23 protein-coding genes are annotated in these 26,521 nt (G+C 71.1%); 15 read left to right on the top strand and 8 right to left on the bottom strand.

From position 1 onward, the window contains the following. Window positions 1–14 precede the first annotated feature (14 nt). A complete protein-coding gene (locus ACIA5G_RS46475; protein ID WP_395935604.1) occupies window positions 15–2,735 on the bottom strand; it encodes a GH92 family glycosyl hydrolase in 2,721 nt (906 codons plus the stop codon). Between the two features lie 363 nt (window positions 2,736–3,098). Then, window positions 3,099–3,728, bottom strand: coding sequence for a YigZ family protein (locus tag ACIA5G_RS46470; protein ID WP_395935603.1), 630 nt, complete (start codon window positions 3,726–3,728; stop codon window positions 3,099–3,101). Between the two features lie 542 nt (window positions 3,729–4,270). On the opposite strand from ACIA5G_RS46470, the gene gltB reads away from it, so the two are divergent. Both gltB and ACIA5G_RS46460 read left to right on the top strand, forming a co-directional pair. After that, window positions 4,271–8,842 carry a glutamate synthase large subunit gene (gltB, locus tag ACIA5G_RS46465; protein ID WP_395935601.1) on the top strand — a complete coding sequence of 1,524 codons (4,572 nt, stop codon included), beginning with the start codon at window positions 4,271–4,273 and terminating at the stop codon, window positions 8,840–8,842. Next, complete coding sequence (locus tag ACIA5G_RS46460; protein ID WP_395935599.1) at window positions 8,835–10,286, top strand: glutamate synthase subunit beta; 1,452 nt, start codon at window positions 8,835–8,837, stop codon at window positions 10,284–10,286. Before gltB ends, ACIA5G_RS46460 begins: the two co-directional genes overlap by 8 nt. Window positions 10,287–10,478: 192 nt before the next feature. Here ACIA5G_RS46460 and ACIA5G_RS46455 read toward each other — a convergent pair whose 3' ends face one another. Continuing rightward, window positions 10,479–11,465, bottom strand: coding sequence for an ArsR/SmtB family transcription factor (locus ACIA5G_RS46455; protein WP_395935597.1), 987 nt, complete (start codon window positions 11,463–11,465; stop codon window positions 10,479–10,481). A 283-nt stretch (window positions 11,466–11,748) separates the two neighbouring features. Here ACIA5G_RS46455 and ACIA5G_RS46450 point away from each other — a divergent pair, with 283 nt between their 5' ends. From ACIA5G_RS46450 to ACIA5G_RS46440, 3 genes are all read left to right on the top strand, one after another. Beyond that, the gene (locus tag ACIA5G_RS46450) at window positions 11,749–12,378 is read left to right on the top strand and encodes an RICIN domain-containing protein (RefSeq protein ID WP_395935595.1); all 630 of its coding nucleotides are present in this window, start codon (window positions 11,749–11,751) and stop codon (window positions 12,376–12,378) included. Window positions 12,379–12,615: 237 nt separating this feature from the next. Beyond that, window positions 12,616–14,013, top strand: a complete 1,398-nt coding sequence (locus ACIA5G_RS46445) for a Dyp-type peroxidase (RefSeq protein WP_395935593.1) — start codon at window positions 12,616–12,618, stop codon at window positions 14,011–14,013. A gap of 61 nt (window positions 14,014–14,074) precedes the next feature. Continuing rightward, window positions 14,075–14,860 (top strand): DeoR/GlpR family DNA-binding transcription regulator, encoded by a 786-nt coding sequence (locus tag ACIA5G_RS46440; protein WP_395935591.1) that lies wholly within the window; start codon window positions 14,075–14,077, stop codon window positions 14,858–14,860. Window positions 14,861–14,872: 12 nt separating this feature from the next. On the opposite strand, the gene ACIA5G_RS46435 is transcribed toward ACIA5G_RS46440, so the two are convergent. Then, a complete protein-coding gene (locus ACIA5G_RS46435; RefSeq protein WP_395935853.1) occupies window positions 14,873–15,772 on the bottom strand; it encodes an ROK family protein in 900 nt (299 codons plus the stop codon). Window positions 15,773–15,968: 196 nt separating this feature from the next. Between ACIA5G_RS46435 and ACIA5G_RS46430 the strand changes: the two genes are divergently transcribed. From ACIA5G_RS46430 to ACIA5G_RS46420, 3 genes are all read left to right on the top strand, one after another. Then, the gene (locus ACIA5G_RS46430) at window positions 15,969–16,178 is read left to right on the top strand and encodes a CbtB-domain containing protein (protein WP_286002977.1); all 210 of its coding nucleotides are present in this window, start codon (window positions 15,969–15,971) and stop codon (window positions 16,176–16,178) included. Window positions 16,179–16,196: 18 nt separating this feature from the next. Beyond that, on the top strand, window positions 16,197–16,952 hold the full coding sequence (locus ACIA5G_RS46425; protein ID WP_395935589.1) for a CbtA family protein: 756 nt from the start codon (window positions 16,197–16,199) through the stop codon (window positions 16,950–16,952). Between the two features lie 64 nt (window positions 16,953–17,016). Next, on the top strand, window positions 17,017–17,631 hold the full coding sequence (locus tag ACIA5G_RS46420) for a DUF4190 domain-containing protein (protein ID WP_395935587.1): 615 nt from the start codon (window positions 17,017–17,019) through the stop codon (window positions 17,629–17,631). 7 nt (window positions 17,632–17,638) lie between these two features. Here the strand turns inward: ACIA5G_RS46420 and ACIA5G_RS46415 are convergent, their stop codons facing one another. Next, on the bottom strand, window positions 17,639–18,379 hold the full coding sequence (locus ACIA5G_RS46415; protein WP_395935585.1) for an SDR family oxidoreductase: 741 nt from the start codon (window positions 18,377–18,379) through the stop codon (window positions 17,639–17,641). An 86-nt stretch (window positions 18,380–18,465) separates the two neighbouring features. Here ACIA5G_RS46415 and ACIA5G_RS46410 point away from each other — a divergent pair, with 86 nt between their 5' ends. Then, complete coding sequence (locus ACIA5G_RS46410) at window positions 18,466–19,023, top strand: TetR/AcrR family transcriptional regulator (RefSeq protein WP_395935583.1); 558 nt, start codon at window positions 18,466–18,468, stop codon at window positions 19,021–19,023. Here ACIA5G_RS46410 and ACIA5G_RS46405 read toward each other — a convergent pair. Then, window positions 19,020–20,495 (bottom strand): cobyric acid synthase, encoded by a 1,476-nt coding sequence (locus tag ACIA5G_RS46405; RefSeq protein ID WP_395935581.1) that lies wholly within the window; start codon window positions 20,493–20,495, stop codon window positions 19,020–19,022. The two genes, ACIA5G_RS46410 and ACIA5G_RS46405, sit on opposite strands and share 4 nt — an antisense overlap. After that, a complete protein-coding gene (locus tag ACIA5G_RS46400) occupies window positions 20,492–21,541 on the bottom strand; it encodes a cobalamin biosynthesis protein (protein ID WP_395935579.1) in 1,050 nt (349 codons plus the stop codon). The genes ACIA5G_RS46405 and ACIA5G_RS46400 overlap by 4 nt, the downstream gene beginning before the upstream one ends. A 36-nt stretch (window positions 21,542–21,577) precedes the next feature. Here ACIA5G_RS46400 and ACIA5G_RS46395 point away from each other — a divergent pair, with 36 nt between their 5' ends. The 6 genes from ACIA5G_RS46395 (at window position 21,578) to ACIA5G_RS46370 (ending at window position 26,137) form a co-directional block, all read left to right on the top strand. Beyond that, window positions 21,578–22,180 carry a bifunctional adenosylcobinamide kinase/adenosylcobinamide-phosphate guanylyltransferase gene (locus tag ACIA5G_RS46395; RefSeq protein ID WP_395935577.1) on the top strand — a complete coding sequence of 201 codons (603 nt, stop codon included), beginning with the start codon at window positions 21,578–21,580 and terminating at the stop codon, window positions 22,178–22,180. A gap of 9 nt (window positions 22,181–22,189) precedes the next feature. Then, a complete protein-coding gene (gene cobT, locus ACIA5G_RS46390) occupies window positions 22,190–23,203 on the top strand; it encodes a nicotinate-nucleotide--dimethylbenzimidazole phosphoribosyltransferase (protein WP_395935575.1) in 1,014 nt (337 codons plus the stop codon). Between the two features lie 475 nt (window positions 23,204–23,678). Continuing rightward, complete coding sequence (locus ACIA5G_RS46385; RefSeq protein ID WP_395935851.1) at window positions 23,679–24,410, top strand: adenosylcobinamide-GDP ribazoletransferase; 732 nt, start codon at window positions 23,679–23,681, stop codon at window positions 24,408–24,410. Window positions 24,411–24,455: 45 nt separating this feature from the next. After that, on the top strand, window positions 24,456–24,941 hold the full coding sequence (locus ACIA5G_RS46380) for a SigE family RNA polymerase sigma factor (protein WP_395935849.1): 486 nt from the start codon (window positions 24,456–24,458) through the stop codon (window positions 24,939–24,941). Continuing rightward, window positions 24,938–25,402: a hypothetical protein gene (locus ACIA5G_RS46375; RefSeq protein ID WP_395935573.1), complete on the top strand. Its 465-nt coding sequence runs from the start codon at window positions 24,938–24,940 to the stop codon at window positions 25,400–25,402. The genes ACIA5G_RS46380 and ACIA5G_RS46375 overlap by 4 nt, the downstream gene beginning before the upstream one ends. A 36-nt stretch (window positions 25,403–25,438) precedes the next feature. Further along, entirely contained in the window at window positions 25,439–26,137 is a 699-nt protein-coding gene (locus ACIA5G_RS46370; RefSeq protein WP_395935571.1) for a helix-turn-helix transcriptional regulator, read from the top strand. Here the strand turns inward: ACIA5G_RS46370 and ACIA5G_RS46365 are convergent. Next, window positions 26,124–26,492: a VOC family protein gene (locus ACIA5G_RS46365; protein WP_395935569.1), complete on the bottom strand. Its 369-nt coding sequence runs from the start codon at window positions 26,490–26,492 to the stop codon at window positions 26,124–26,126. The genes ACIA5G_RS46370 and ACIA5G_RS46365 overlap by 14 nt on opposite strands. Between the last annotated feature and the right edge of the window lie 29 nt (window positions 26,493–26,521).

Below are 26,521 nucleotides of genomic sequence, written 5' to 3'. Positions count from 1 at the left end.
ACGAGCCCCACCGCTCAGCGGTAGACCTCGAACTCGTAGATCCGCGCCGCGCCGTTGCCGTCGTTGGCCGGCGTGGTGAGGTTGAGCTTCACGTACCGGGCCGATCGGGTGGTGATCGGGTGATACGTGCGGCTGGCCCGCGAGCCGGTCACGGACGCGACCGTCGTCCAGTTCGTGCCGTCGGTGGACGTCTGGATCGTGAAGGCGCCGGTGTTCCAGCCCGTCGTCTCACCGCCGAGGCCGGCGTGCTTGACGACGAACGACGACACGTTCTGCGCCGACCCGAGGTCGACCTGGAGGAACTTCGTGGCGGCAGTGCTGCAGAACTTGCTGTTGTTCGCCAGGCTGCCGTCGACGGCGTTGGCCGCGCCCTCGGCCGAGTTGCACGACGCCGAGCCGGTCGCCGCCTTGCCCTGCGCCAGGTTGGTGCCGAGATCCGGCGCGGTGGGCGGCGGCGTGAACCCGTCGTTGTACGACGGCGGGACGTCCGCCGCGGTGGTGCCCCACGCGCTCGCCGACGCGCCCATCGTGTAGTTCAGCGTCGACGCGCCCGCGACGTCGCCGTAGCGGATCCACGACTTCGTCGTCGCAACGCCGTTGACGCTCAGGCTCTGCACGTACTGCGCACCCTGGCCCGCGCCGGTGCCGTTGATCTGGATCGTCCCGCTCGGGCGGATGATCGAGACCGCCGGGAACAGCGGGCCGTGCAGGGCCAGGACGTCCGCACCCGGTGTGGCCGGGTACATGCCCAGCGCGGCGAAGACGTACCACGCCGACGTCGCGCCGAGGTCGTCGTTGCCGGGCAGGCCGCCCGCGCCGGTGGTGAACGACTCGTTCATCACGCGCCGCACCGCCGAGCTGGTGCCCTGCGGGTGAGCGGCGTAGTTGTACGCCCACGGCACGCCGTGCTCGGGCTCGTTGCCGATGTAGAAGTACGGCTGGGTGAGGCCGCCGTTGAGCTGAGTGAAGTGGTGGTCCAGCCGCTGCACGGCGGTCTTGGTGCCGCCCATCAGGTTGATCAGGCCCTGGTAGTTGTAGGGCACCATCCAGGTGTACTGCGACGGGTTGCCCTCGGTGTAACCGCTGTTGCTCGACGGCACGACCGGCCAGGCCCACGTTCCCGTGCTGCCCCGCGGCTGGATGTAGCCGGAGTCGGTGCCGAACACGTTCTGCCACCACTGGGCGCGCTGCATGTAGGTGTTGTACTTCGTGGTGTCACCGACGGCCTTCGCGAACTGCGCCACCGCGAAGTCCGACGCCGAGTACTCGAGCGAGTCCGACGGATCCTCGGTGACGTAGTGCCGGCTGACGTACCCCGACTGGCGGCCGCGGATCGACTGCCCCTGCGCGGTGCCACCGTTGGAGCTCTTGTCCATCAGCGTCAGCGCGGCCGCCGTGTCGAATCCGCGGACACCGAAGGCGTACATGCTGCCGACGACGATCGGTCCGGGGTCACCGGTCATCACGAAGTGCTCGTTGTTGTTGTGCGACCACTTGGGCAGCAGCCCGCCCTGCTGGCCGTCCAGCACCATCGACTTCGCGATGTCGCTCGCTTCGGCGGGCGCGACGAGCCCGATCAGCGCGGCCCACGAGCGGTAGATGTCCCAGCCGGAGTAGTTCTGGTACACCGTGTGCGACGCGGTGTGGATCGCCTGGTCGAACCCGCGGTACTGGCCGTTCGTGTCGCTGGCGATGTTCGGGTTCTGGAAGACGTGGTACAGCGCCGTGTAGAACTTCTGCAGGTCCGCGGCCGCACCCCCGGTCACCTGGACGCGGTTGAGGATGGTGTTCCAGCTCGTGTCGGCCGCGGCGCGGATCCCGGCGAAGTCGAACCCGGGGTTTTCGGCGGCGAGGTTCGCCTGCGCGTTGGCCTGGCTGACGAACGAGATGCCGACCTTCGCCTGCACGGTCGTGTTGCTCGAGGTGTCGAACGTGACGTAGCCGCCGGCGTTCGTGCCGCTGGTGCTGGCGGACCCGGCGTTCACCGTGCCGCCGAGCCAGGTGCCGAACCCGCTGGGCGCCCGGTCGAACTGGATCACGTAGAAGATCTGGTAGGTCTTCGACGAACCGCAGAAGCCGCCCCCGGTCGCCGTGCCGGTGATCTGGCTGCCGCTGACGGCGAAGGTGCCGTTGCGGTTGCCGGTCGCGCTGCGGCCGGGGTTGACCAGCAGCCGCGCGGTGGTCGTGTTCGGGTAGGTCAGCTTCATGAAGCCCGACCGCTTCGTGGCGGACAGCTCGACGGTCGTGTTGTAGTTGTCGAGCTTGTTCTTGTAGTAGCCGGGCGCGGCCGACTCGTTCGCCTTCGTGTAGCGGCCGGCGTACCCGGTCCAGCCGGTGCCCGGCGACGTGCCGATCGCGCCGGTGATCGGCAGCAGGCCGAGGTCCTCGTTGTTGGGACAGCCCGCGCCGTTGAAGTGCGTGAGGCTGAACTCCTCGATGCTGGTGTCCGCGTACCGGTAGCCGGACGGTGACCCGGTCGGGGTGTCCGGGCTGAACTGCGTCATCCCGAACGGCACGGCGGCACCCGGGTAGGTGCTGCCGCCGGCGCCGCCGGGCACCGGGTTCGGCGAGTTGCTGTTGTCCGTGCCGATGAAGGGATTCACGTACTGCGTGAGGGCCAACGTGGCCGCGCTCGCGGGCCCGGCGGGCAGCGCGGCGAGCCCCGCGCCGGCGAGAACCGCGGCGAGTGCTGCGGTGCGCAGCCGTCTGGTGAACCTCGACAGTGGTCTGGACATGAACCGTTCCTCTCCCTGTCGCACGCTTTCCGCCGGGCGACAACGTTGTCGGACAACCGAAGCAGGAGATGACAACGTTGTCAGCTGGGCGCGAGCCGCGCTGACGACGTTGCAGCGATCGAAGTGGTACCGGAACTCGGTGGCAGGACATGGTGCCACGAAAGAACCCCGTCGCGGTAGCACCAAAAGTTCGTTGCGCGCCAAGCAAATCCGGACCGGACCACCCGGCGGCCGTGGTTCACCGTGACGGAAGCCGTAACTCGCGTGATCAGAGCCGGATCTCGCGTGATCGGGGCCGGAACTCGCGAGTTCCGGCTTCAATCACGCGAGTTACGGGTTCAGTCACGCGTGATCGGGGCCGGATCACGGGGTCGTGATCCAGTGGTCGCCGAGTTCGGTCGTTGTGGCTTCGCCGTTCGTCAGGTCCGCGAGCCAGCTCGTGAACGTCTCGGACTCGCCGGGCGCGAGGCCGATCTCGAAGCGGGCTTGCTCGTCGAAGCGGGTCGCGTGGAGCAGGTACCGCGACGCGCGCAGGTCGTTCTCCAGCCGGCCCGCGCGGTCGTAGCTCACCGCCACTTCCACCAGGCCGAGCCGCCGGTGTTCTAGTACACCAACAACTTCCGCGGTTTCCGAAACGGACTGTCCGTACGCGCGGATCAGCCCGCCCGCGCCGAGCAGCACCCCGCCGAAGTACCGCGTCACGACCGCGACGGTGTCGGTGAGCTCGCGACGGCGCAGCACTTCCAGCATCGGCGTGCCCGCGGTGCCGGCCGGCTCACCGTCGTCACTGGACCGCTGAATCCGCCCGTCCGGGCCGAGGACGAAGGCGTGACAGTGGTGCCGCGCACCCGGATCGGCCCGGCGGCGGGCCGCGATGAACTCGCGCGCGGCCTCCTCCGACGTCACCGGGGCGAGCGCGCAGAGGAACCGGGAGCGCTTGATCTCGAGCTCGTGGACGCCCAGCCGAGCCACGGAGAGATAACGATCAGTCATCGGACGAGTCCGCCATGCACTCAGCTTCCCACCCCGAAGGACCGCCCCAGCAGGTGCCCCAGACCACTTGGGACAGACGTTTCCGCAGGTCAGGAGGGTATTTGACCGACTCTCGGGAGGCCCGGTCCGACATATGGGACTACCCCCGTGGCCGTCAACGTAAGCGTGGCATTTCCCACCCGGGGGCAACGACGTATGTCGATAACAGCGAATTCACACTATCGTCATAAGACCCGGCGAACCCGGGAGTAACACCGCGCGCTCCGACTGACCCCCACCACAGTGGTCAGCCTGTGCGCGCCCAGCAGGACCGACATGTTCGGCTGCCCAGCGTTGTGCGGCCTCCCAGATGACCCGCGTCCGGTTTCCGTGCATCGCCGCCCGGCCGGTAGCTCGCGGCATCCAGCACTTCACCAACGCCGACAACAGCAACAGTTCTCGACTGACCATCGCGGTACCGGACCACTTCGTTAACCGGTTCAGCATGAACCACTCGATGGAGTGAGTACCGGTCGCGCCAACGCCTTGGGAGGCGGCCAGCCGTGACCCACCGTGCCAGTTCCCTGCCCCCGTCCGGGGAGCAGCTCAGCAACGCCGAGGCCCGGGGCCTTTACCGCAGCGACTACGAACACGACGCCTGCGGTGTCGCCTTCGTCGCCGACCTGACCGGACGACGGGATCATGCGATCGTCGCGAAGGCCCTGGTCGCGTTGCGCAACCTGGAACATCGCGGGGCGCGGGGCGCCGAACCGGACACCGGTGACGGCGCCGGCCTGCTGATCCAGATCCCGGACGAGTTCTACCGCGAAGTCGTGGACTTCGAGCTCCCCGAGCCGGGCACCTACGCCGTCGGCACCGCTTTCCTGCCGCAGGACGAAAAGCGCCGCGGCCGGGCCATGACGACCATCGAGCGCATCGCGGCCGAAGAGGACATGCGTGTCCTCGGCTGGCGAGAGCTGCCGGTGCACACCGAGCACTGCGGGCCGACCGCGGCCGAGACCATGCCGCACTTCACGCAGCTGTTCCTCACCGCGCGCCGCCCGAAGCCGGAGCATTCGGACCCGCTGCACATCGAGCGCAGCGCGTTCTGCGTCCGCAAGCGGGCCGAGCACGAGCTCGTCGAGGACGACGTCTACTTCCCGAGCCTCTCCTCGCGGACGATCGTCTACAAGGGAATGCTCACCGAGCCCCAGGTCGAGCGGTTCTTCGCCGACCTGACCGACGAGCGCGTCACCAGCGCCATCGGCCTGGTGCACTCCCGCTTCTCCACCAACACCTTCCCGTCGTGGCCGCTGGCGCACCCGTACCGGTACGTCGCGCACAACGGCGAGATCAACACCCTGCGCGGCAACCGCAACTGGATGGACGCCCGCGAGGCGCTGCTGGAGACCGACCTGATCCCGGGTGACCTCAAGCGGATCTACCCGGTGATCACCCGCGGCGCCAGCGACTCCGCGTCCTTCGACGAGGTCCTGGAGCTGCTCCACCTCGGCGGCCGCCCGCTGCCCCACGCCGTCCTGATGATGATCCCGGAGGCCTGGGAGAACCACCAGGAGATGGACCCGGCGCGGCGTGCGTTCTACGAGTTCCACTCGACGCTGATGGAGCCGTGGGACGGCCCGGCGCTGGTCGCCTTCACCGACGGCAGCCAGATCGGCGCGGTCCTCGACCGCAACGGCCTGCGCCCCGGCCGCTACTGGGTGACCGACGACGGCCTCGTCGTGCTGGCCTCCGAGGTCGGCGTGCTCGACATCGACCCGGCGACGATCGTCCGCAAGGGACGCCTCGAGCCCGGCCGGATGTTCCTGGTGGACACCGTGGCGGGCCGGATCGTCGAGGACGAAGAGATCAAGGGTGACCTGGCCACCGCGCACCCCTACGACGAGTGGGTCGAGGCCGGCCTGCTGCAGCTCGAGGACCTGCCCGAGCGTGACCGCGAGGTGCCGCTGCACGCCGCGCTCGTCCGCCGCCAGCAGGCGTTCGGCTACACCGAGGAAGAGCTCGAAGTCATCCTCGAGCCGATGGCCCGCACCGGCGCGGAGCCGATCGGCTCGATGGGCAACGACTCGCCGCTCGCCACGCTGTCGAGCCGGCCGCGGCTCATCTTCGACTACTTCATCCAGCTGTTCGCGCAGGTCACGAACCCGCCGCTGGACGCGATCCGCGAGGAGCTGGTGACCGCGCTCGGCACGCAGATCGGCGCCGAGCCGAACCTGCTCGTCGGCAACGCGGCGTCCTGCCGCCGGATCGCGCTGCCGTTCCCGGTGCTCGACAACGACCAGCTCGCCAAGCTGGTGCACGTCAACGACGACGGCACGCTGCCGGAGTTCCAGGCCGTCACCGTGCTCGGCCGGTACAACGTCCACGGCGGCGGCGAGGCCCTGGTCCAGCGGCTCGACGAGATCCGCGCCGAGGTGTCGGAGGCGATCGAGGACGGCGCGCGGCTGATCGTGCTGTCCGACCGCGGGGTCGACGAGGACCACGCGCCGATCCCGTCGCTGCTGCTGACCGGCGCCGTGCACCACCACCTCGTCCGCGAGAAGACGCGCACGCAGGTCGGCCTCATCGTCGAGGCCGGCGACGCACGCGAGGTGCACCACATCGCGCTGCTCATCGGCTACGGCGTCGCCGCGGTGAACCCGTACCTGGCGATGGCGACCGTCGAGGAGATGGCCCACCAGGGCCTGATCCCGGGCGTGACGCCGAAGCAGGCGACGCAGAACCTGATCAAGGCGCTGGGCAAGGGTGTCCGGAAGACGATGTCCAAGATGGGCGTTTCGACCGTGGCGTCCTACACCGGCGCGCAGATCTTCGAGGCGGTCGGGCTCGGCGAAGACGTCGTCGAGAACTGCTTCACCGGCACGACGTCCCGCCTCGGCGGTGTCGGCTTCGAGACGCTCGCCGACGAGGTCGCGAAGCGCCACAAGTACGCGTTCCCGGCCGACGGCGTCCGCGCCACCCACCGCGAGCTCGAGACCGGCGCGGACTACCAGTGGCGGCGCGAGGGCGAGCCGCACCTGTTCAACCCGCAGACGGTGTTCAAGCTCCAGCACTCCACGCGGTCCGGGAAGTACGAGGTCTTCAAGGAGTACACGAAGGCCGTCGACGACCAGGCCGAGAAGCTGCTGACGCTGCGCGGGCTGTTCGACTTCAAGTACGGCAAGCGCGCGCCGGTGCCGATCGACGAGGTCGAGCCGGTCTCGGAGATCGTCAAGCGGTTCGCCACCGGCGCGATCTCCTACGGGTCGATCTCGATGGAGATGCACCAGACCCTCGCCATCGCGATGAACCGCCTCGGCGGCAAGTCCAACACCGGTGAGGGCGGCGAAGACGCGGAGCGGCTGTACGACCCGGAGCGTCGCTCAGCGGTCAAGCAGGTCGCTTCGGGCCGCTTCGGCGTCACGAGCGAATACCTCGTCAACGCCGACGACATCCAGATCAAGATGGCGCAGGGCGCGAAGCCCGGCGAAGGCGGCCAGTTGCCCGGCGCGAAGGTGTACCCGTGGATCGCGAAGACGCGGTTCTCGACACCGGGTGTCGGCCTGATCTCGCCGCCGCCGCACCACGACATCTACTCGATCGAGGACCTGGCGCAGCTGATCCACGACCTGAAGAACGCCAACCCGAACGCGCGCATCCACGTGAAGCTCGTGTCCGAGGTCGGCGTCGGCACGGTCGCCGCGGGTGTGTCCAAGGCCCACGCCGACGTCGTGCTCATCTCGGGCCACGACGGCGGGACGGGCGCTTCGCCGCTGTCGTCCATCAAGCACGCCGGTGGCCCGTGGGAGCTCGGCCTGGCCGAGACGCAGCAGACGCTGCTGGCCAACCGGCTGCGCGACCGGATCGTGGTGCAGACCGACGGCCAGCTCAAGACCGGCCGCGACGTGATCATCGCGGCGCTGCTCGGCGCCGAGGAGTTCGGCTTCGCGACCGCGCCGCTGGTGGTGTCCGGCTGCATCATGATGCGCGTCTGCCACCTCGACACGTGCCCGGTGGGTGTCGCGACGCAGAACCCGAAGCTGCGCGAGAAGTTCAGCGGCAAGGCCGAATACGTTGTCAACTTCTTCGAGTTCATCGCCCAGGAGGTCCGGGAGTACCTGGCGGAGCTGGGTTTCCGGTCGATCGCCGAGGCGGTCGGGCACGCCGAGTTCCTCGACAAGCGCAAGGCCGTCGACCACTGGAAGGCGGCCGGGCTGGACCTGTCGCCGATCTTCCACGTGCCCGACATGGCACCCGCCGGGCTGCGGCTCCAGCAGACGCAGCAGGACCACGGGCTGGAGAAGGCGCTCGACAACACGCTGATCCAGCTCGCCGAGGGCGCCCTGAACTCGGGTGACAAGGTGCGGCTGGAACTGCCGGTCCGCAACGTGAACCGGACCGTCGGCACCATGCTCGGCTCCGAGCTCACCAAGCGGTGGGGCGGCGAAGGCCTGCCGGACGACACCATCGACGTCACCTTCACCGGGACCGCCGGCCAGTCGTTCGGCGCGTTCCTGCCGAAGGGCATCACGCTGCGGCTCTACGGCGACGGCAACGACTACGTCGGCAAGGGCCTCTCCGGCGGCCGGCTGATCGTGCGCCCGCCGAAGGAGGCGCGGATCGCCGCCGAGGACCACATCATCGCCGGCAACGTGATCGCCTACGGCGCGACCAGCGGCGAGATCTTCATCCGCGGCAAGGTCGGCGAGCGGTTCTGCGTGCGCAACTCCGGCGCGCTGGCCGTCGTCGAAGGGGTCGGCGACCACGGCGGCGAGTACATGACCGGCGGCCGGATGGTCGTGCTCGGGCCGATCGGGCGCAACTTCGCGGCCGGTATGTCCGGCGGTGTCGCGTACGTGCTCGACCTGCCCGCGCACCGCGTCAACCCGGAGATGGTCGACCTCGACCCGCTCGACTCCGAGGACGCGGACTTCCTGCGCGAGACGCTGGAAAAGCACTACGACGAAACGGAATCCGCCGTCGCGCGGGAGCTGCTGGCCGACTGGGACGCGGGTGTCGACCGCTTCGGGAAGGTCATGCCGAAGGACTACAAGCGTGTGCTCGAGGCCCAGGTGCAGGCCGAACGTGACGGGCGCGACGTGAACGAGGCGATCATGGAGGCCGCACATGGCTGACCCCAAGGGCTTTCTGACCACCACCCGCGAAGAGCCGAAGCGCCGTCCGGTCGACCTCCGGCTGATGGACTGGCGAGAGGTCTACGAAGACTTCGCGTCGACGAAGCTGGAGAAGCAGGCCGGCCGCTGCATGGACTGCGGCATCCCGTTCTGCCACCAGGGCTGCCCGCTCGGGAACCTCATCCCGGAGTGGAACACCCTGGTGTGGCGGGAGGACTGGCAGCAGGCGATCGAACGGCTGCACGCGACCAACAACTTCCCGGAGTTCACCGGCACGCTGTGCCCGGCGCCGTGCGAAACCGCGTGTGTGCTCGGGATCAACGACGACCCGGTGACGATCAAGCGCGTCGAGATCTCCATCGTCGACCGCGCCTTCGAAGAGGGCTGGGTGACCCCGCAGCCGCCCACCGCCCGCACCGGCAAGAAGGTCGCGGTGGTCGGGTCCGGCCCGTCGGGACTTGCCGCGGCGCAGCAGCTCACGCGCGCGGGCCACAGCGTCGTGGTCCTCGAGCGGGCCGACAAGATCGGCGGGCTGCTGCGCTACGGCATCCCCGAGTTCAAGATGGAGAAGCACCGCCTCGACCGGCGGATCGCGCAGATGGAAGCCGAGGGCACGGAGTTCCGCACCTCGGTGAACGTCGGCGTCGACCTTTCCGTCGACGAGCTGCAGTCGTCCTACGACGCCGTGGTGCTCGCGGGTGGCGCGACCGACTGGCGCGACCTGCCGATCCCCGGCCGGGAGCTCGACGGCATCCACCAGGCGATGGAGTTCCTGCCGCCGGCCAACCGGGTCGCGTCCGGCGACCTCGAGTCGTCTCCCTTCGACGCTTCCGGCTTGGACGTCATCGTGATCGGCGGCGGTGACACGGGCGCGGACTGCGTCGGGACGTCGCACCGCCAGGGCGCTCGTTCGGTGACGCAGCTCGAGATCATGCCCAAGCCGCCGGAGTCCCGTTCGGACGCGCACCCGTGGCCGACCTACCCGATGATCTACCGGGTTTCCTCGGCGCACGAAGAGGGCGGCGAGCGGATGTACGCGGTGAACACGCAGGAGTTCCTGGGTGATTCGGCCGGCCGGGTCCGCGCGTTGAAGCTGGTCGAGGTGCGCAACGAGAGTGGCAAGTTCGTCCCGGTGCCCGGTTCGGAACGCGAGCTGCCCGCGCAGCTCGTCCTGCTGGCGATGGGCTTCCTCGGGCCGCAGAAGAAGGGCCTGATCGAGGACCTCGGCGTCGAGCTGGACCCGCGCGGCAACGTGGCGCGCGACAAGGCGTTCAAGACGAGCCTGGACAACGTGTTCGTGGCCGGCGACATGGGCCGCGGCCAGTCCCTGATCGTCTGGGCGATCGCGGAAGGCCGCAGCGCCGCGGCCGGCGTGGACGCCTACTTGACCGGGCGGGACTTCCTGCCCGCGCCGATCGCGCCGACGGACCGGCCGATCGCGTAAGACCCGGCGCCGGCGGAGGTGTCATCGTCGCCACCTCCGCCGGCGCTGTCCCACTTGTCAGCAGTGGCAACCCTTTTCGAGGTCGCCAGCTCACGAACCGACCCTCCAGGTACGCGAGTCGTCCGTCCAGGCACGCGAGTCGTCCGTCCAGGCACGCGAGTCGTCCGGCTGGGTACGCGTGGACCGGCCGAGCTAGCTGTCCAGGAGAGCGCTTCCCAGCGGCGTCAGCGAGTGCAGCACGGTGTTCCGCTCCCGGTGCGTGATGATCAGCCCCGCCCGCCGCAGCACCGTCGTGTGCTTGCTCACCGCCGACGGCGTCACCCCCAGCCTCGCCGCCAGCTCCGAGGTTGAACACCCCACCGCCAGGACCGTCAGCGCCGCCGCGCGGGTCGGGCCCAGCAGGTCCGCCAGTGCGTTGCCCGGCGACCTGCGCGTCGCGCGGTCGAAGCCCGCGGGGTGCGCCGCCTGGCGGACGCACGGGTAGTGCAGCCGGGGTGTGCCGCCCGGGACCGGAGGGATCAGGGCCGGGCACACCGAGAAGTACGTCGGCACCAGCAGCAGCCCGGTGCCCTCCGACGGGAGGGTCTCGAGGATGCGGTCGTCGGTCTCCAGGACGGGCGCCGCCCAGCGCACCTTGGGGCGGAGGCCGGTCAGCAGCGCGTCGACGCCGCCGTGGAGCAGCAGCTGGGTGCGCATGCCGAGGTCCGCGTCCACCTGGGCGCAGACGACGTCCCAGCCCGGCGCGACCGCCAGGTCGTGGTAGTCCTGCATGGCCTGGACCAATCGGGGCAGGCCCGCGGTGTCGCCGTCGGCGAGCGCGGCCGCCCACGCCGGCAGGTCGTGGTCGACCGGCGCGGTGCGCAACGCCGCCTTGAGGCTCAACGGTTCCGTCTTCAGCACCGCCGCCAGCCCGGACTCCAGGTCGTAGCGTCCGGCGGCGGGCAGCAGGAACTCCGGGACCGGCGCGTCCGGGCGGCAGAGCCACATCAGCACCGCCGCCGAGTCCGGCAGGCCCTGCCACACCCGGTACCGCCAGCGGTTGAACGCCGACGACGCCGCGTTGCGACCGCCGTCCCGGCGCTGCAGCACCTGCAGGCTCCCGGCGAGCTCCGCCATCGGGTCGGCGGCGGCCGCGAGCGCGACGCGGATGAGGTCCTGCAACGTCAGCTCGATGCGCACGCATCCCCCCGGGTGTCCTGCCCGTCCATCGGCCCGAGATCACGTTCCGTTACACGCCTGACCTGCGTTTTTGCCTCTCCGGGAAATCTTCTCGACGGGGACGGACCGGCACTGAATGATGGCTTCAGAGATCGCTTTCGGGGGTTCGCGGTCTCGACGAGGGGGATTTGCCGGCACCAACCGAGCGCCGGGTCCGCAGGGACCCGGGGCCGGCCGCTGCCTGCCTTCTTCCCTTCGTCGTCCGGTACACCGTTGATGCCGAAAAAGGGGAACGATGACGAAGATGAAGCGACTGATGGTGACGGTCGCCGCGGCGGCGGGCCTGTTCGGCCTGGTCGCCGTGCCGCAGGCCGGCGCGGCGCCGGCCGACGGCGGCAAGGGGGACGTGAAGGTCACGTCGATCGGCGACCTGAAGCTGCGCCCGTCGAAGGTCGCCGGCGCGGCCAAGCAGCGGTCCACCACCGGGACGGCCGCCGAGGCCGTCGACCCGGGGCCGTACATCATCGAGTCCGTGAAGTTCGGCCGGTGCTGGGACGCCGACGTGAACACGATCAACGCCAACGGCACGAAGATGCAGCTCTGGGACTGCAACGACACCGCGCCGCAGCAGGCGTTCTGGCTCACCCAGAACCCGGAAGGCTACTTCCGGTTCCAGAACTACCAGAGCGGCCGGTACCTCGACGCCGACCTGAACTCGATCGGCAAGAACGGCACCAAGGTCCAGCTGTGGGACTTCATCGCCGGCGGCAAGAACCAGTGGTGGTCCATGACCGAGATCCCGGAGGGCTACCTGCGGTTCCAGACGCCCGCCGGCCCGCGGCACCTGACCGCCGAGAGCACGGGCGGCGGCAACGGCACGCGGCTGCAGCTGTGGGACTTCATCGCGGGTGGCCAGCACCAGTGGTGGTTCTGATCCGTTAGACGCGGGGGCGCGCGGGCCCCGTCCGGCCGATGCCGGACGGGGCCCGTTCCGTTTTCCGCGGCAATTCAGCTTTCAACTTAATCTTTCGTGTGAATCAGCCGGAAGGGTGGCATTCACTCGTCCTGTACCTCCATTCTGTGTTCAGGGGCCGCGCACCGGTCGAAGGGGGATTCGGCCGGTGCGTGGATACCGCCGTCAGGCGGGTTTTACACGGGAGGGGACCCGAAGATGAGTGTTGATCTGTCCACCACGCTGCACTGGACCACCGCGACCGGGGACGCCGCGACGATGCTCGGCGAGCTGCAGCCGAACATCCTCAAGGCCCACGTCCGCGACCATCTTTCCGCGCTGTTCCTCACTTTCGGGGACGCGGCCGAGGCGCGGGCGTTCCTCGTCTCGCTCACCGGGAAGATGAAGTCCGCCAAGGCCCACCTCGACGAGGTCGGCGCGTTCAAGACCGCGGGCGCCGCGGGCACGCCGTACGTCGGCGCCGGGCTGACCGCGGCCGGCTACCGCGCCCTCGGCGTCGAAAACTTCCCGCAGGACAGCTCGTTCCTGCGCGGGATGGCGGACCCGGAGACGCGGAAGCAGCTGAACGACCCACCGCGCTCGACGTTCGATCCGGGTTACCACGGCGAAATCCACGCCGTCGTGCTCGTCGGTGACGCCACCGACAAGGCGATGACCGCGCGGCGCAACGAAATCCTCGGCCTGCTGCCGGATTCGGTCACCGTGTCGGCCGAGGAAACCGGCCTCGGCCGCGTCAACGCACGCGGCGAAGGCATCGAGCACTTCGGGTACGTCGACGGCCGGAGCCAGCCGCTGTTCCTCGCCGAAGACGTCGACGCGGAAAAGAACAACACCGACGGCATCAACGTGTGGAACCCGTCGGCGCCGCTTTCCCAGGTGCTGGTTCCGGACACCGCGGCGCCGGATCCCGGGGTGCATTTCGGCAGTTACTTCGTTTTCCGCAAGCTCGAACAGAACGTGCGGCGCTTCAAGCAGGCCGAAGCGGATCTGGCCGACACGCTCGGCCTCACCGGCGAAGACCGGGAGCGCGCCGGGGCGATGATCATCGGCCGGTTCGAGGACGGCACGCCGCTGACCACCCAGCGGGAGGACGGCGCGGAAAGCCCGGTGTCGAACAACTTCACCTACGACAGCGATCTCGGCGCGCTGAAGTGCCCGTACCAGGCGCACATCCGCAAGACGAACCCGCGCGGCTCCGGCGGCCGCGAGCAGCTGCCCGAGGAACGCCGGCACCTGATGGCCCGCCGCGGTGTCACCTACGGCGAGCGGCCGGACGACCCGAACGCCGACGTGCCGCCCGCGGCGCGGCCGAGCGGCGGGGTCGGCCTGCTGTTCATGGCGTTCAACTCGGTGCTGGGCAGCCAGTTCGAGTTCACCCAGCGGTTCTGGGCGAACAGCCCGGACTTCCCGTTCGTCGACGGCGTCACGCCGGGGCTCGACCCGGTGATCGGCCAGGGTGACCGCGGGACGTCGGACTACACCGTCGACTGGGGCGGTTCGGCGCAGCGCACGGCCGAGCCGGTGCCGCAGTCGGTGACCCTGCGCGGCGGCGAGTACTTCTTCATGCCGTCGCTGGCGTTCCTTCGCTCGCTCTGATCGGCCTCGCTCACGTAGTACCTTTGTCCTCCGGGAAAGAGGTACTACGTGAGGGGCTGGCTTGGACCGGCATGAACGGCTCAGCGCACTGCTGGACATGGTGGGACAGCGGGAAAAGATCGACGTCGAGGCCTCCGCGGAGGAGCTCGACGTCTCCGCCGCCACGATCCGGCGCGACCTGGACCACCTGGCCGGCCGCCAGCTGCTGACCCGGACGCGCGGCGGCGCGGTGGCCAGCAACGTGGCGTACGACCTTCCCCTGCGGCACAAGGCCGCGCGCAACGCGCCGGAGAAGCAGCGCATCAGCGCGGCCGCCGCGGGGCTGGTCGAACGCGGCATGGTCATCGGGCTCAACGGCGGCACGACGAGCACGGAGGTCGCCCGCGCGCTCGCGTTGAGCCCGGAGCTGAGCGGGCGGGACGGCTCGCCGGCGCTGACCGTGGTGACGAACGCGCTCAACATCGCCCACGAGCTGGCGGTGCGGCCGAACGTCAAGATCGTCGTGACCGGCGGGGTCGCCCGGCAGCACTCGTTCGAGCTGACCGGGCCGCTGGCCAGCCTGTTCCTCGACCAGATCACCCTCGACCTGGTGTTCCTGGGCGTGGACGCGTTCGACGCCGAGCGCGGCGCGTACGCCCACCACGAAGGCGAGGCGAGCATCAACCGGCTGCTGGCCGCACGAGCGCGTCACGTCGTGGTGATCGCGGACAGCGGCAAGCTCGGCGGCCACGCGTTCGCCCGCATCTGCGACCCGGCGGCCGTCCACCAGCTGATCACGGACTCGGGCGCCGACCCCGGCCAGGTGGCGGCTTTCGAAGCGGCCGGGATCAACGTCGTCCTGGCTTGACCGGAGCGCGGCTCAGCGCTGGTCGAGCGTGTCCAGGGCCAGCAGTCCGGCGCCCATCCGGCTCGCTTCGTCACCCAGCTTCGCGATCCGCAGCTCCGGCATCCGCTGGAACGTCAGGTGCGCTTCCAGCCACTCCCGCACCGGCTCGAGCACGTAGTCGGCGGCGGTGAAGAGACCGCCGCCGAGGATGACGACCTCCGGGCCCAGCAGCGTCAGCAGGGTGCGGATGCCGTGGCCGAGCCCGTCGAGGGCGTCCTGGACCACGGCCACCGCGACCTCGTCGCCGTGGCGGGCCAGGTCCACCACCTCACGAGCGCCGTCGGCCGCGCGGCCGGTGCGCTCGGTGTAGCGGCGCGCGATCGCGGCCGCCGAGGAGATCGCCTCCAGGCAGCCGATCGCGCCGCAGCCGCACTTGCCCGAGTGGCCGACGTCGATGTGCCCGACCTCGCCGGCCTGCCCGTGGGCGCGGTGGATCCGGCCGTCGAGCAGGAGCGCGGCGGCGATGCCGGTGCCGACCGGGATGAACGCCGCGTTGGTCGCGCCCTGGCCGGCGCCGACGCGGAACTCGGCGATGCCACCCGCGGTGACGTCGTGGCCGAACGCCACCGGCAGGCCGAGCCGCCCTTCGAGGAGCTCGCCGAAGTGGACCTCGCGCCAGTCGAGGTTGGCCGAGAAGTGGCAGATGCGGGTCTGCTCGTCGACGATGCCCGGCACCACCACGCCGACCGCGGCGGGCATCCCGGTGCCGGCCTGCCCGGCGAGCTTCGCCACGATCTCCGCGACCTGCTCGGCCAGCGCCGTCCCGTCCGCGCTGCGCGCCGTCTCCGCCCGCAGTGCCGCCTTCGGCTGCAGCTGCTCGTCGAGCAGTGCCGCCTTGATCGTCGTACCGCCCACATCGAGGGCCGCCACCATTCGAGTCACCGCGGCATTGTCACATTGACGCGCCCCGAACGGCGGACCTACGCTCAACCGGCCAGACGAGGAGATTCCGGAACGCGGTGCAAGTCCGCGCGGTCGCGCCACTGTGACCCCCGCCAGGGGGAAGCCAGACCCGGATCCCTTCGTAGAGACCCCGATGAGGCCGCGAAAGCCCGAGGAGGCCCCGCCCATGTCACACACGGCTGCTCCCGCCGTTCCCCTCCCGATCCGGATCCCGATCCGGGAGATCGTGCCGTGGGCGGTGTTCGTGGTGCTCCTCGCCCTGATCGCGCTGTACTTCGTCAGCGCCGAACAGGGCGCGACCGCGGTCTTCGCGAACATGTACGTCCACGAGTTCGTGCACGACGGCCGGCACCTGCTGGCCTTCCCCTGCCACTGATCGGCGGCACGTACTCCGATGATGAAGACCTTGCTGGTCCGCGGCATGCTCGCGGGCCTGATCGCCGGCGTGCTCGCGTTCGGGTTCGCCTACGCCTTCGGTGAGCCGTCGGTGAACACCGCCATCGGGCTCGAAGAGTCCGGCGGCCACGCGCATTCCCACGACGCCGGCGCGGCGCCCGCGCCGGCCGAAGAGCCCGAGGAGGAGCTCGTCCCCCGGGACATCCAGAGCACCGTCGGGCTGCTCACCGGCGTCCTCGTTTACGGCGTCGCGATCGGCGGGCTGCTCTCGCTCGCCTTCGCGTTCGCCCAAGGCCGCCTCGGCTCCCTGCGGCCCCGGCTGACGGCCCTGCTGCTCACGGCGGGCGCGTTCACCGTGGTGTTCCTGGTGCCGTTCCTGAAGTACCCGGCCAACCCGCCCGCGGTGGGCCAGCCGGGCACCATCGGCTCGCGCACCGAGCTGTACTTCGGGTTCGTCGCCGTGTCGCTGCTCGCCGGCATCCTGGCCACGGTGTTCGGCCGCAAGCTCGCGGACCGCTTCGGCGCGTGGAACGGCTTCCTCCTCGCCGCGGCGGGCTACCTCGTCGTGATCGGCGTCGTGGCCTGGCTGATGCCGGTGGTCGACGAGGTCCCGGCGGAGTTCCCGGCGTCGACGCTGTGGAGCTTCCGGACGGCGTCGATCGGCACCCAGGTGACGTTGTGGCTGGTGCTGGGCCTGGCCTTCGGCGCCTTCGCGGAGAAGGCGTTGACGAAGAAGGCCACGGTCGACGCCTGAATCGTTAGCTTCCCGGCTCGTTCGTCCCTTTAGGCTCTCCGGCAGGGGATCCGAGGGGGAAATCATGACCGAGCCCGAAACAGCCGTGCCCGCCGAACGGGACGGTCTCGCGGTCCCGGCCCTGGTCACCGGGGTGCTGGGCTTCCTCGGGATCACGGCGGTGCTGGGGCTGGTCTTCGGCATCACCGCGCTGGTCCGGATCCACCGGACCGGCGAGCGCGGCCGCGGCCTCGCGATCGGCGGGATCGCCGCGAGCGTGGTCTGGATCACCGTGCTGCCGCTCGCGGTGTTCCTGCTGGCGATCAGCCAGGTCGGCTCGTCGAACGCGCCGATCGCCGCGCTGCAGGTCGGGAACTGCTACAACACCGCGCGTCCCGGCCAGGACGCCGTCCGCGTTCCGTGCACCGAGGAGCACGACGGCGAGGTGCTCGACGCGTTCACGGTGGCCGATCCGCAGCTCTCGTACCCCGGCAGCCGGGACGCCCGGGCCTCGGCGCAGAGCAGCTGCGAAAGCCGGCTGGCGAACATGTTCGGCGGGCGGGGCGCCGGCCGGCTCCCGGGGGAACTGCAGCTCGTCGGCTACCCGCCCGACGAAGCCGCCTGGGCCGCGGGCAGCCGGCTCGCCGTGTGCGGGCTCGAGCCGCGCACCGGCCGGCTCACCGGTCCCCTGAACCGCTGAGCCGCCGTCAGCCCTGCCGGGCCGGCCGGATGGTGATGTCGCCGATTTCGACGTCGTCGGGCTGCTCGATGGCGAAGGCGATGGCGCGCGCGACGGCGTCGGGACTGATGCCGAGCGTCGCCATGGCGTGCTGCGCCTGCTCTCGCTGCGCCGGGTCGTCGATGTGGTCGACGAGTTCGGTGTGCACGAAGCCCGGCGAGACGGACGTCGTGCGCAGCACGCCGTCGGTGGACTCCTGGCGCAGCGCCTCCAGCAGCGTGCGCACCGCGTTCTTGGTACCCGCGTAGACCGCCTGGGTCGGCACGATCTTGAGGCCCGACGTCGACACCGTGGTGACGAGGTGCCCGTGCCCCTGGCTGCGGAACACCGGGAGTGCGGCGGCGATGCCGTGCAGGACACCACGCAGGTTGACGTTGATCATCCGGTCCCAGTCGTCGACGTCGAGGTCCGCCACGGGCGCGGTCCGCGCGACGCCGGCGTTGCCCACCAGGACGTCGAGGCGGCCGAACCGGTCCACGGCGAGGGCCACGAGCCGCTCGAGGTCGGCGCGCTCGGTGACGTCGACGGCCAGCATCTCCGCGCGGCCGCCCTCGCTCCGGATCCGCGCCACCAGCGTGTCGAGCCGGTCGGTGCGCCGGGCGCCCAGCACAACCGCGGCGCCGCGGCCGGCCAGTTCCCGGGCGGTGGCCGCGCCGATCCCGCTGCTGGCCCCGGTGATGGCGACGACCTTGCTGTCCAATCCGTTCATCAAGCGTCTCCTGCGCTAAACTGACACCTGTCCGGTTACCGGCTCCACCGTACCGGACAACTGTCCACCTAGCGAAGAGGGAACCAGTGACGGGTCGTGAGCGCCGGTCGGACGCGGTCGCCAACCGCGACCGGGTCGTCGAGGCCGCGCGGGCCGAGCTGAGCGAGTCCAACGGCGCGGCCGCCGACCTGAAGCTGCACCGCGTCGCCAAGGCGGCGGGGGTCGGGCAGGGCACCCTCTACCGGCACTTCCCGACCCGCGAGCACCTGCTGGCGGAGGTGTACCGGCACGAGCTGACCCAGCTGGTCGAGGCCGTGGCGCCGCTGCTGGCCGAGCATCCCCCGCTGCAGGCGCTGACCCGCTGGATGGAGCGGCTGGTCGAGTACGCGCGGGTCAAACGCGGAGTGATGGCGGCGATCGAGGCGTCGGCGTGGCACGACCTCTACTCGGACCACCACCACCGGCTCGACGAAGCGCTCGAAATGCTGCTGGACCAGGGAAAGGCCGCCGGCGAGGTGCGCGGCGAGATCGACGCCGCCGACGTCATCCTGCTCCTGGGCGCGTTGTCGCGGATCCCCGAATCGGAGTGGGACGCGCGGGCGCGCAAGGTCGTCACGGTGATCGTCGACGGTCTCCGCCCCTAAGGCGCGCCGGGCGGGACGAACGGCAGGTCCTTCGGCGCGCCCCGCTCCAGCAGGGTCAGCAGCACCGCCGTGTCCAGGTGCTCGTCGACGGCGTCGGCCAGCTTGTCCAGCATGTCCTCACGCAGGTCGGCGAAACCCGGGGCGTCCGGCGCCGGGGTCCAGCCCAGGCCGGCCTGGGCCGCCGCTTCGGTGAGCCACGCGCGACGAAAGGCGTCGTTTTCGAAGGCGCCGTGCCACATCGTGCCCCAGACCGCGCCGGCTCTGATGCCGTCCAAAAAGGACTCGCAGGCTGCCGTGGCGGTCACCGAGCCGTGGTGGATCTCGTAGGCGTCCACCTTGGTGCCCCGCCATTCGCCCGACGGGCGGGCGAGCACCTTCTCCTGGGCGAACGTCACTCGTGCGGGGAGCAGACCGAGGCCCCGGGCCTCGCCCACGCCGCTTTCGACGTCATCCACAATGGACTCGGCGAGCATCTGGTAACCACCGCAGATGCCGAGGACCGGCTTCCCCGCGCGAGCGGCCAGCGCGGTGTCGAGGCCACGTTCCCGCAGCCAGGCGAGGTCGTTCACGGTGGCCCGCGACCCGGGCAGTACCACGACGTCCGCCGCCGCGACGGTGTCCGGGTCGGCGGTGAGCGTCACCGTGACGCCGGGCTCGGCGGCGAGCGCGTCGACGTCGGTGGCGTTGGACGCGCGCGGGAAGCGCACCACCGCCACGTGCAGGCCGCCGCCATGGGTCTCGCGGCGCCAGCCCGCCGCGGCGAGGGCGTCCTCGGAGTCGATCCACACCCGGTCGAGCCACGGCAGCACCCCCAGCACGGGCCGGCCGGTGACCTTCTCGAGGCTGTCCAGGCCCGGGCGCAGCAGGCCGACGTCACCGCGGAACTTGTTGACCACCCAGCCCGCGACGAGCGCTTGGTCTTCGGCGGAGAGCAGGGCGAGGGTGCCGAACATCGCGGCCATGACGCCGCCGCGGTCGATGTCGCCGACGACCAGCACCGGCAGGCCGAAGCGCCGCGCGAGGCCCATGTTGACGTAGTCGCCACCGCGGAGGTTGATCTCGGCGGGACTGCCGGCGCCTTCGCAGACGACGACGTCGTAGCGGGTGCTGAGGTCCTGGAAGGCGCCGAAGGCGATCTCGGCCAGCCCGGCCCGCCCGGTGGCGTACTCCCCGGCTTCGAGGGTCCCGAAGGGTTTCCCGAGCGCGACAACGTGGCTGCGGCGGTCACTGCCGGGTTTGAGCAGCACGGGATTCATGGCCGCTTCGGGTTCCACGCGGGCGGCGCGGGCTTGAAGCCACTGCGCGCGGCCGATCTCGGCACCATCGGCGCAGACCATGGAGTTGTTGGACATGTTCTGCGCTTTGAAAGGGGCGACGCGCACCCCGCGACGCGCCAGCCAGCGGCAGATCCCGGCGGTGACCAGGCTCTTCCCGGCGTCGGACGTGGTACCGGCAACGAGGAGGCCGTTCATCGGACGTTGTCCACAGCCGCGAGCGCGGCACCGGAGTTGTCCACAGATCGCCGAGCGGGGCTTTTGCCCCGGGGAGAGCCGATAAACTGGACAGGGGACGCCCCCCAGGGAGTGGCGGGGGCTGCGATCGCGGCGGCTGCCACCGCGGCGATGCCGACCAGCCGGGACAACCGCACCGCCCGCCTCAGGTCGACCGGCTCGGGATCCCGTCCCTCGCCCAGCCGGGCACGGCTCTCGACTTCCCCGCCGTAGCTGTTCGTCCCGCCGAGGCGGATGTCGAGCGCCCCCGCGAACGCGGCTTCGACCTGGCCCGCGTTGGGGCTCGGGTGCCGGCCGCCGTCGCGGCGCCAGACGCGCCAGGCACTGCGCGCCCGGCCGCCCGCCAGCGGCGCGCACAACGCCGTGAGCGCTCCCCCGATCCGGGACGGCGCCAGGTTCACCACGTCGTCCGCGCGGGCCGCGGCCCAGCCGAACCGGCGGTAGCGCGGTGAGCGGTAGCCGACCATCGCGTCGAGCGTGTTCAGCGCGCGATAACCGAGGAGGCCGGGCAGCCCGGCGACCGCACCCCAGAACAGCGGCGCGACCACGGCGTCCGAGGTGTTCTCCGCGATCGACTCGGTGGCCGCGCGCGTCAGCTCCGCGGAGTCGAGCGTCGTCGCGTCGCGCGCGCAGAGGTGCGAGAGCCTCCGACGCGCTTCGGGTACTTCGCCCGCTTCGAGCAGCCGGGCCATTTCGCTCCCTTCGGCCGCGAGACCGCGTCCGCCGAGCACTACCCACGTACAGACGGCAGTCGCCGCGAAGCGCGCGAAGGGACTTCGCCGCGTCGCAGTCTGAAGCGCGACGCCGAGCCCGACAGCACTGAAGGCGCACAACCCCGCGTACGCGGCTCCGCGCGGCTTCGAATCCGCCCACATGCGGCGTTCGAGGCGGGCCGAGGCCGTTCCGAACAGGGCGACCGGATGCCCCCGACGAGGGTCGCCGAACAGGGTGTCGGCGACATATCCGGTAACGAGTCCGGCCGCGGTTGTCCCTAGACGGAGTGGCACGTGGCGCACGTTAGCGCGTGCACCACAATGCCCGGTATGACCAAGCTGACGCACCGGCTAGCCGGGTACCTCGAGAACCTGGCGAAAGCGCTCCGCCGGTACGGACGCGACGAAGGAAAGGTGCTCGTCCTCGGCGGTGTCCGCTCGGGGAAGTCGCGGCACGCCGAACGGCTCGTCGCCCGCCACCCGCACCTCGTCTACGTCGCGCCCGGCCTGCCCGCGGGTGACGACGACCCCGAATGGGCGGCGCGGGTGGCCGCGCACCAGGCACGGCGGCCGTCGCGCTGGAAGACCGTCGAGACCACCGACCTGGCCGGCACCCTGCGCACCGCGACCGAACCGCTGCTGATCGACTGCCTCGGCACCTGGCTCTCGCGAGTGCTGGACGACGTCGGCGCGTGGCGGGAGAAGCCGGGCTGGGAGCACCGGCTGGACGACCGACTCGAGGACTTCCTCGCCGCGTGGGCCGCGGCGCGGGTGCCGGTGGTCGCGGTCAGCAACGAGGTCGGCAGCGGTGTGGTGCCCGCAACGTCGTCCGGCCGGCTGTTCCGTGATGTGCTGGGCGCACTGAACAACCGGGTGTCCGCCGACGCCGACCGGGTCGTGCTGGTCGTCGCGGGCCGGGCGCTCGACCTGTAGGAGGCGCTCGTGTTCGACGTTCCCGTGCCCGATGCCACCGCCCGCGCCGCCGCGCAGGAGCGGCTCGACGGCCTGGTCAAGCCGCTCGGCTCGCTGGGCAGGCTCGAGGAGATCGCCGCTTGGCTGGCCGCGGCGCACGGGAGCGTCCCCCCGCGCCCGCTGGACGACGTCCGGGTGGTCGTCTTCGCGGGCGACCACGGCGTGTCGGCGCTTTCGGCGTACCCGCGCGAGGTCACCGCGGCGATGGTGCGCGTGTTCCTGGCCGGGAAGAGCGGCGTGAACGTGCTGGCCGCCCAGGTCGGCGCGCAGGTGCGGGTGGCCGACCTCGGCGTCGACTGGGACGGCGCGGACGTACCGGCCTCGGTCACGGCCCACAAGATCCGCCGCGGCTCGGGCTCGATCGACGTCGAGGACGCCCTTTCGCCAGGTGAAGCGCAGGCGGCGTTCGAAGCGGGCCGCGCGATCGCGCTCGAGGAGGCCGACGCGGACGTGCTGATCCCGGGCGACATGGGCATCGGCAACACGGCGATGTGCGCGGCGCTGGTCGCGGCTTCGCTGGGCCTGCCGGCGGCAGAGGTGGTCGGCACGGGCACCGGGGTGGACGCTTCCGGCTTGGCTCGCAAGACGGCGGCGGTCTCGGCGGCTCTGGCGCGGACTTCGGGCCGGGTGGCGGACCCGTTCGAGCGGCTGACGGCCCTGGGCAGCGCGTGTATCGCGGCGACGGCGGGGTTCCTGGTCGAGGCGGCGGTGCGCGGGATCCCCGTGCTGCTGGACGGCGTGTTCTCGGGTGCGGCGGCCTTGGTGGCGCGGGACATCGCGCCGGGGGCGGAGCAGTGGTGGCTGGCCGGGCATCGCTCGACGGAACCGTCGCAGGCGTTCGCGTTGAAAGCGCTGGGGCTGGAGCCGATTCTGGACTTCGGGCTGCGGCTCGGCGAGGGAAGCGGGGCGGTGCAGGCCGTCCCGACGCTGCGGGCGGCGCGGGCGATCCTGGCGGACATGGGTTTGCTGGCGGACCTGGCGTGAGGGCTGGTCCCGAGCGCCCCAATGTGGCGTTGGGTGCGTTGGACGCACCCAATGTGGCGTTCGGTGCATGCAGGCAGCGCCCCAAAGCGGCCTTCGTTGCGTCTCACGCACCCAAGGCGGCCTTCGTTGCGTCTCACGCACCCAAGGCGGCCTTCGTTGCGTCCCGCGCACCCAAAGTGGCCTTCGGTGCATACGCCCAGCGCCCCAATGTGGCGTTCGGTGCATGCAGGCAGCGCCCCAATGTGGCATTGGGTGCGTTCGATGCACCCAATGTGGCATTGGGTGCGTCTGACGCACCCAATGTGGCGTTCGGTGCATGCGGGCAGCGCCCCAAGGCGGCCTTTGGTGCGTTCAGCGAGACCTGGCACCCGCGCAAGCTCCGTCTGACCTCCGCTCGAAGCGGACCCGACCCGGCCGCCGCCGCCGGAACAACCTCGCCGGGCCAAGCGTGAACCGCTGGATCGACGCCGCACGGATGGCCGTCGGCACGCTGACCACGGTCCCCGTCCCGGCCCCCCGCACCATCGACCGCCACGTCGCCGGCCGCGCCATGCTGCTCGCACCCCTCGCCGCTCTCCCTCTCGCCGCAGCGGCCGCGCTGATCGTCGCCGCCGGGCAGGCCCTTCACCTTCCCGCGCTCGCCACCGCGGCTCTCGCCCTCGGCACCGTCGCGCTCGGCAGCCGCGGCCTGCACCTCGACGGGCTCGCCGACACCGCCGACGGCCTCGGCGCCTCCTACGACCGTGCCAAAGCCCTCGACGTCATGCGCCGCGGCGACTCCGGGCCCACCGGGGTCGCGACGCTCGTATTCGTCCTGCTGGTCCAGGTCGGCGCGCTGGCGGGAGCGATCACCGCCGGGCACGGGATCGCGGCCGCCGGCGCGGGAATCCTGATCGGGCGCTGCACACTCTCGATGGCCTGCGCGCGAGGCGTCCCCTCGGCGCGGCCGGAAGGCCTCGGCGCCACCGTAGCGGGCTCCGTCCCCCGCATCGCCGCCGCAGCCGTGGCGCTCGCCGCGGGCGGGCTGGCCACCCTCGTCCCGGGGCCGCCCCTCTGGCGCGGGCCGCTCGCCGTACTTCTGGCCTACGTCGTCGCCGCGGCACTGCTGTGGAGGTGCACGCAACGACTCGGCGGCGTCACTGGCGACGTCCTCGGGGCGGGGGTCGAAGCCGGCGTCGCGGCCGCGCTGGTGGCCTTGTCAACCTAGGTCCCCCGCCCGGCGTGTACCAGGTGAACGCCGAGGAGGGACCCCCTGCGCGCCGACCCCGCCGTCGACCTGACGGAACTCTTCCACGCCCACCGCCCCGGCCTGGTCCGGCTGGCCGTGCTGCTGCTCGGCGACCGCGGGCTCGCCGAGGACGTCGTGCAGGACGCCTTCGTCGCGCTCTTCCGGCGCTGGCCGCTCGACGATCCCGCGGGCGCGGGCGGCTACCTCCGCGTCTCGGTGGTCAACGGCGCCCGGTCCGCCCAGCGGCGCGCGGCGCTGCGGCGAAGGCATCACAAGGCCGAGCCGGACGACGGACCGCCCGCCGACGCCGAAGCCCTGCTCGGGGAGGAACACCGCGAGGTGCTGGCCGCCGTGCGACGGCTGCCGCGGCGACAGCGGGAGGTGCTCGTGCTCCGGTACTGGTCCGGCCTGTCCGAAGCCGAGATCGCCGAGACGCTCGGTGTCTCGCGCGGCACCGTCAAGACCTGCGCGTCCCGTGCGCTCGCGAAGCTGGAAGGAGAACTCCGATGACCGAGGTCGAAAACCGCCTGCGGCAGGCCTTCCACGCCTTCGCCGACACCGTCGACGTCGAGCCCGCGCCGGCCCCGGCGCCCCGGCGACGACTGGCCGGGCCCTTGGTGGCCGCGGCCGCGACGGTGCTCGCCGCCGGGGTCATCGTCGTCCTGGCAGCCCAGCCCGTGCCGCCCGCCGTGGTGCCCCTGCCCACCCCCACCGTCGTGTCCTTGCCGAACTTCGCGCTGCTGACGCACTGCGGCGTCGACGAAGCGAAGATCGGCATCCAGTTCTACGAGGCCGAGACTCCGCTGGTCGGCCCGGCCCAGAGCGCCCCCGCCGACTGGGACAATCCCTACCAGGAAGGCACCATGACGCTCGACGCGCCGGGCTCCGCGGTCTTCCGCGACTACCACGGCCACGAGGTCCGGTTCCGGCTGCGCCCGGGCGCGACCGAGTTCAAGCGGCTCTGCGACTAGCCGAAACTGTCGTACCCCGCGCCTAGAGTGCGGCTCGTGAACCGGACCGATCGTCTTTACGCGCTCGTCGAAGAACTGCGGGCCGTCTCGCCGCGGCCGCGGAGTGCGCGGTGGCTGGCCGGGCGGTTCGAGGTCAGCGCGCGCACCGTCGAGCGGGACATCGGCGCGCTGCAGCAGTCCGGCGTACCGATCTACGCCGAGCCGGGCCGCACCGGCGGGTACTGCCTCGACAAGGCGCGCACCCTGCCGCCGGTCAACCTGACGCCGGGCGAGGCCGTCGCGATGGCGCTCGCGCTGCGGCAGCTGGACGGCACGCCGTTCCGCGCCACCGCGGCGTCGGCGTTGCGCAAGCTCATCGCGGCGATGCAGAAGGACGACGCCGCCGCGGCCGGGGCACTCGCCGCCCGCGTCCACCTGCTCACCGACGCGGGTGCGCCGCCGTCGATGCCGCGAGAGCTCGCCGACGCACTCGTCACGCGCCGCGTCCTGCGCATCGGCTACGGCGACCGCGAAGGCGCCGTGACGCGGCGGGAGATCGAGCCGCTGGGGTACGTCGGCAAGCCGGAGCACTGGTACCTGGTGGCCTGGTGCCGGCTGCGCGAGAGCGTGCGGGTCTTCCGCACCGACCGGATCGTCTCGGTTTCGGTGACGGCCGAGGTGCCCCCGCCCCGCCCGCTGCGGCGCGAGGACCTCGACATCCCGTACGGCGTGGTCGAGCAGCTCAGCTTGAGCTGACCTGCGGCGGTGTGAACACCGAGAAGTGGTTGCCGGCCGGGTCGAGCACGTGCGCGAAGGTCACCCCGACCGGGTTCACCGCGGGCGGCCGCTGCACCTTCCCCCCGGCGGCTTCGACCCGCCGGCACGCGGCGTCGACGTCCTCGACCAGCACGCTGAAGATCGCGTAGTTCTCGGTCCCGGTGAACAGGCCACCGCGCGAGCCGCCGGTGTTGATCACGCGGTAGGCGGTGTCGGTGCTCGCCGTGTCGTCCTGCGCGACGGTCCAGCCGAAGACGTCCCCGTAGAACCGTTCGGCGGCCGCCGGGTCGTCGGAGCCGATCTCGAACCAGGCGACGTCGTTGAATCCGGGCATGGTGTTCCTTTCGCTGCCACACCGGGAAC

It is taken from the genome of Amycolatopsis sp. NPDC051758, assembly GCF_044453095.1.
Classification (GTDB): domain Bacteria; phylum Actinomycetota; class Actinomycetes; order Mycobacteriales; family Pseudonocardiaceae; genus Amycolatopsis.
Note: the sequence above shows the minus strand (reverse complement) of the source record. Positions and strands in the feature narration are given on the sequence as shown.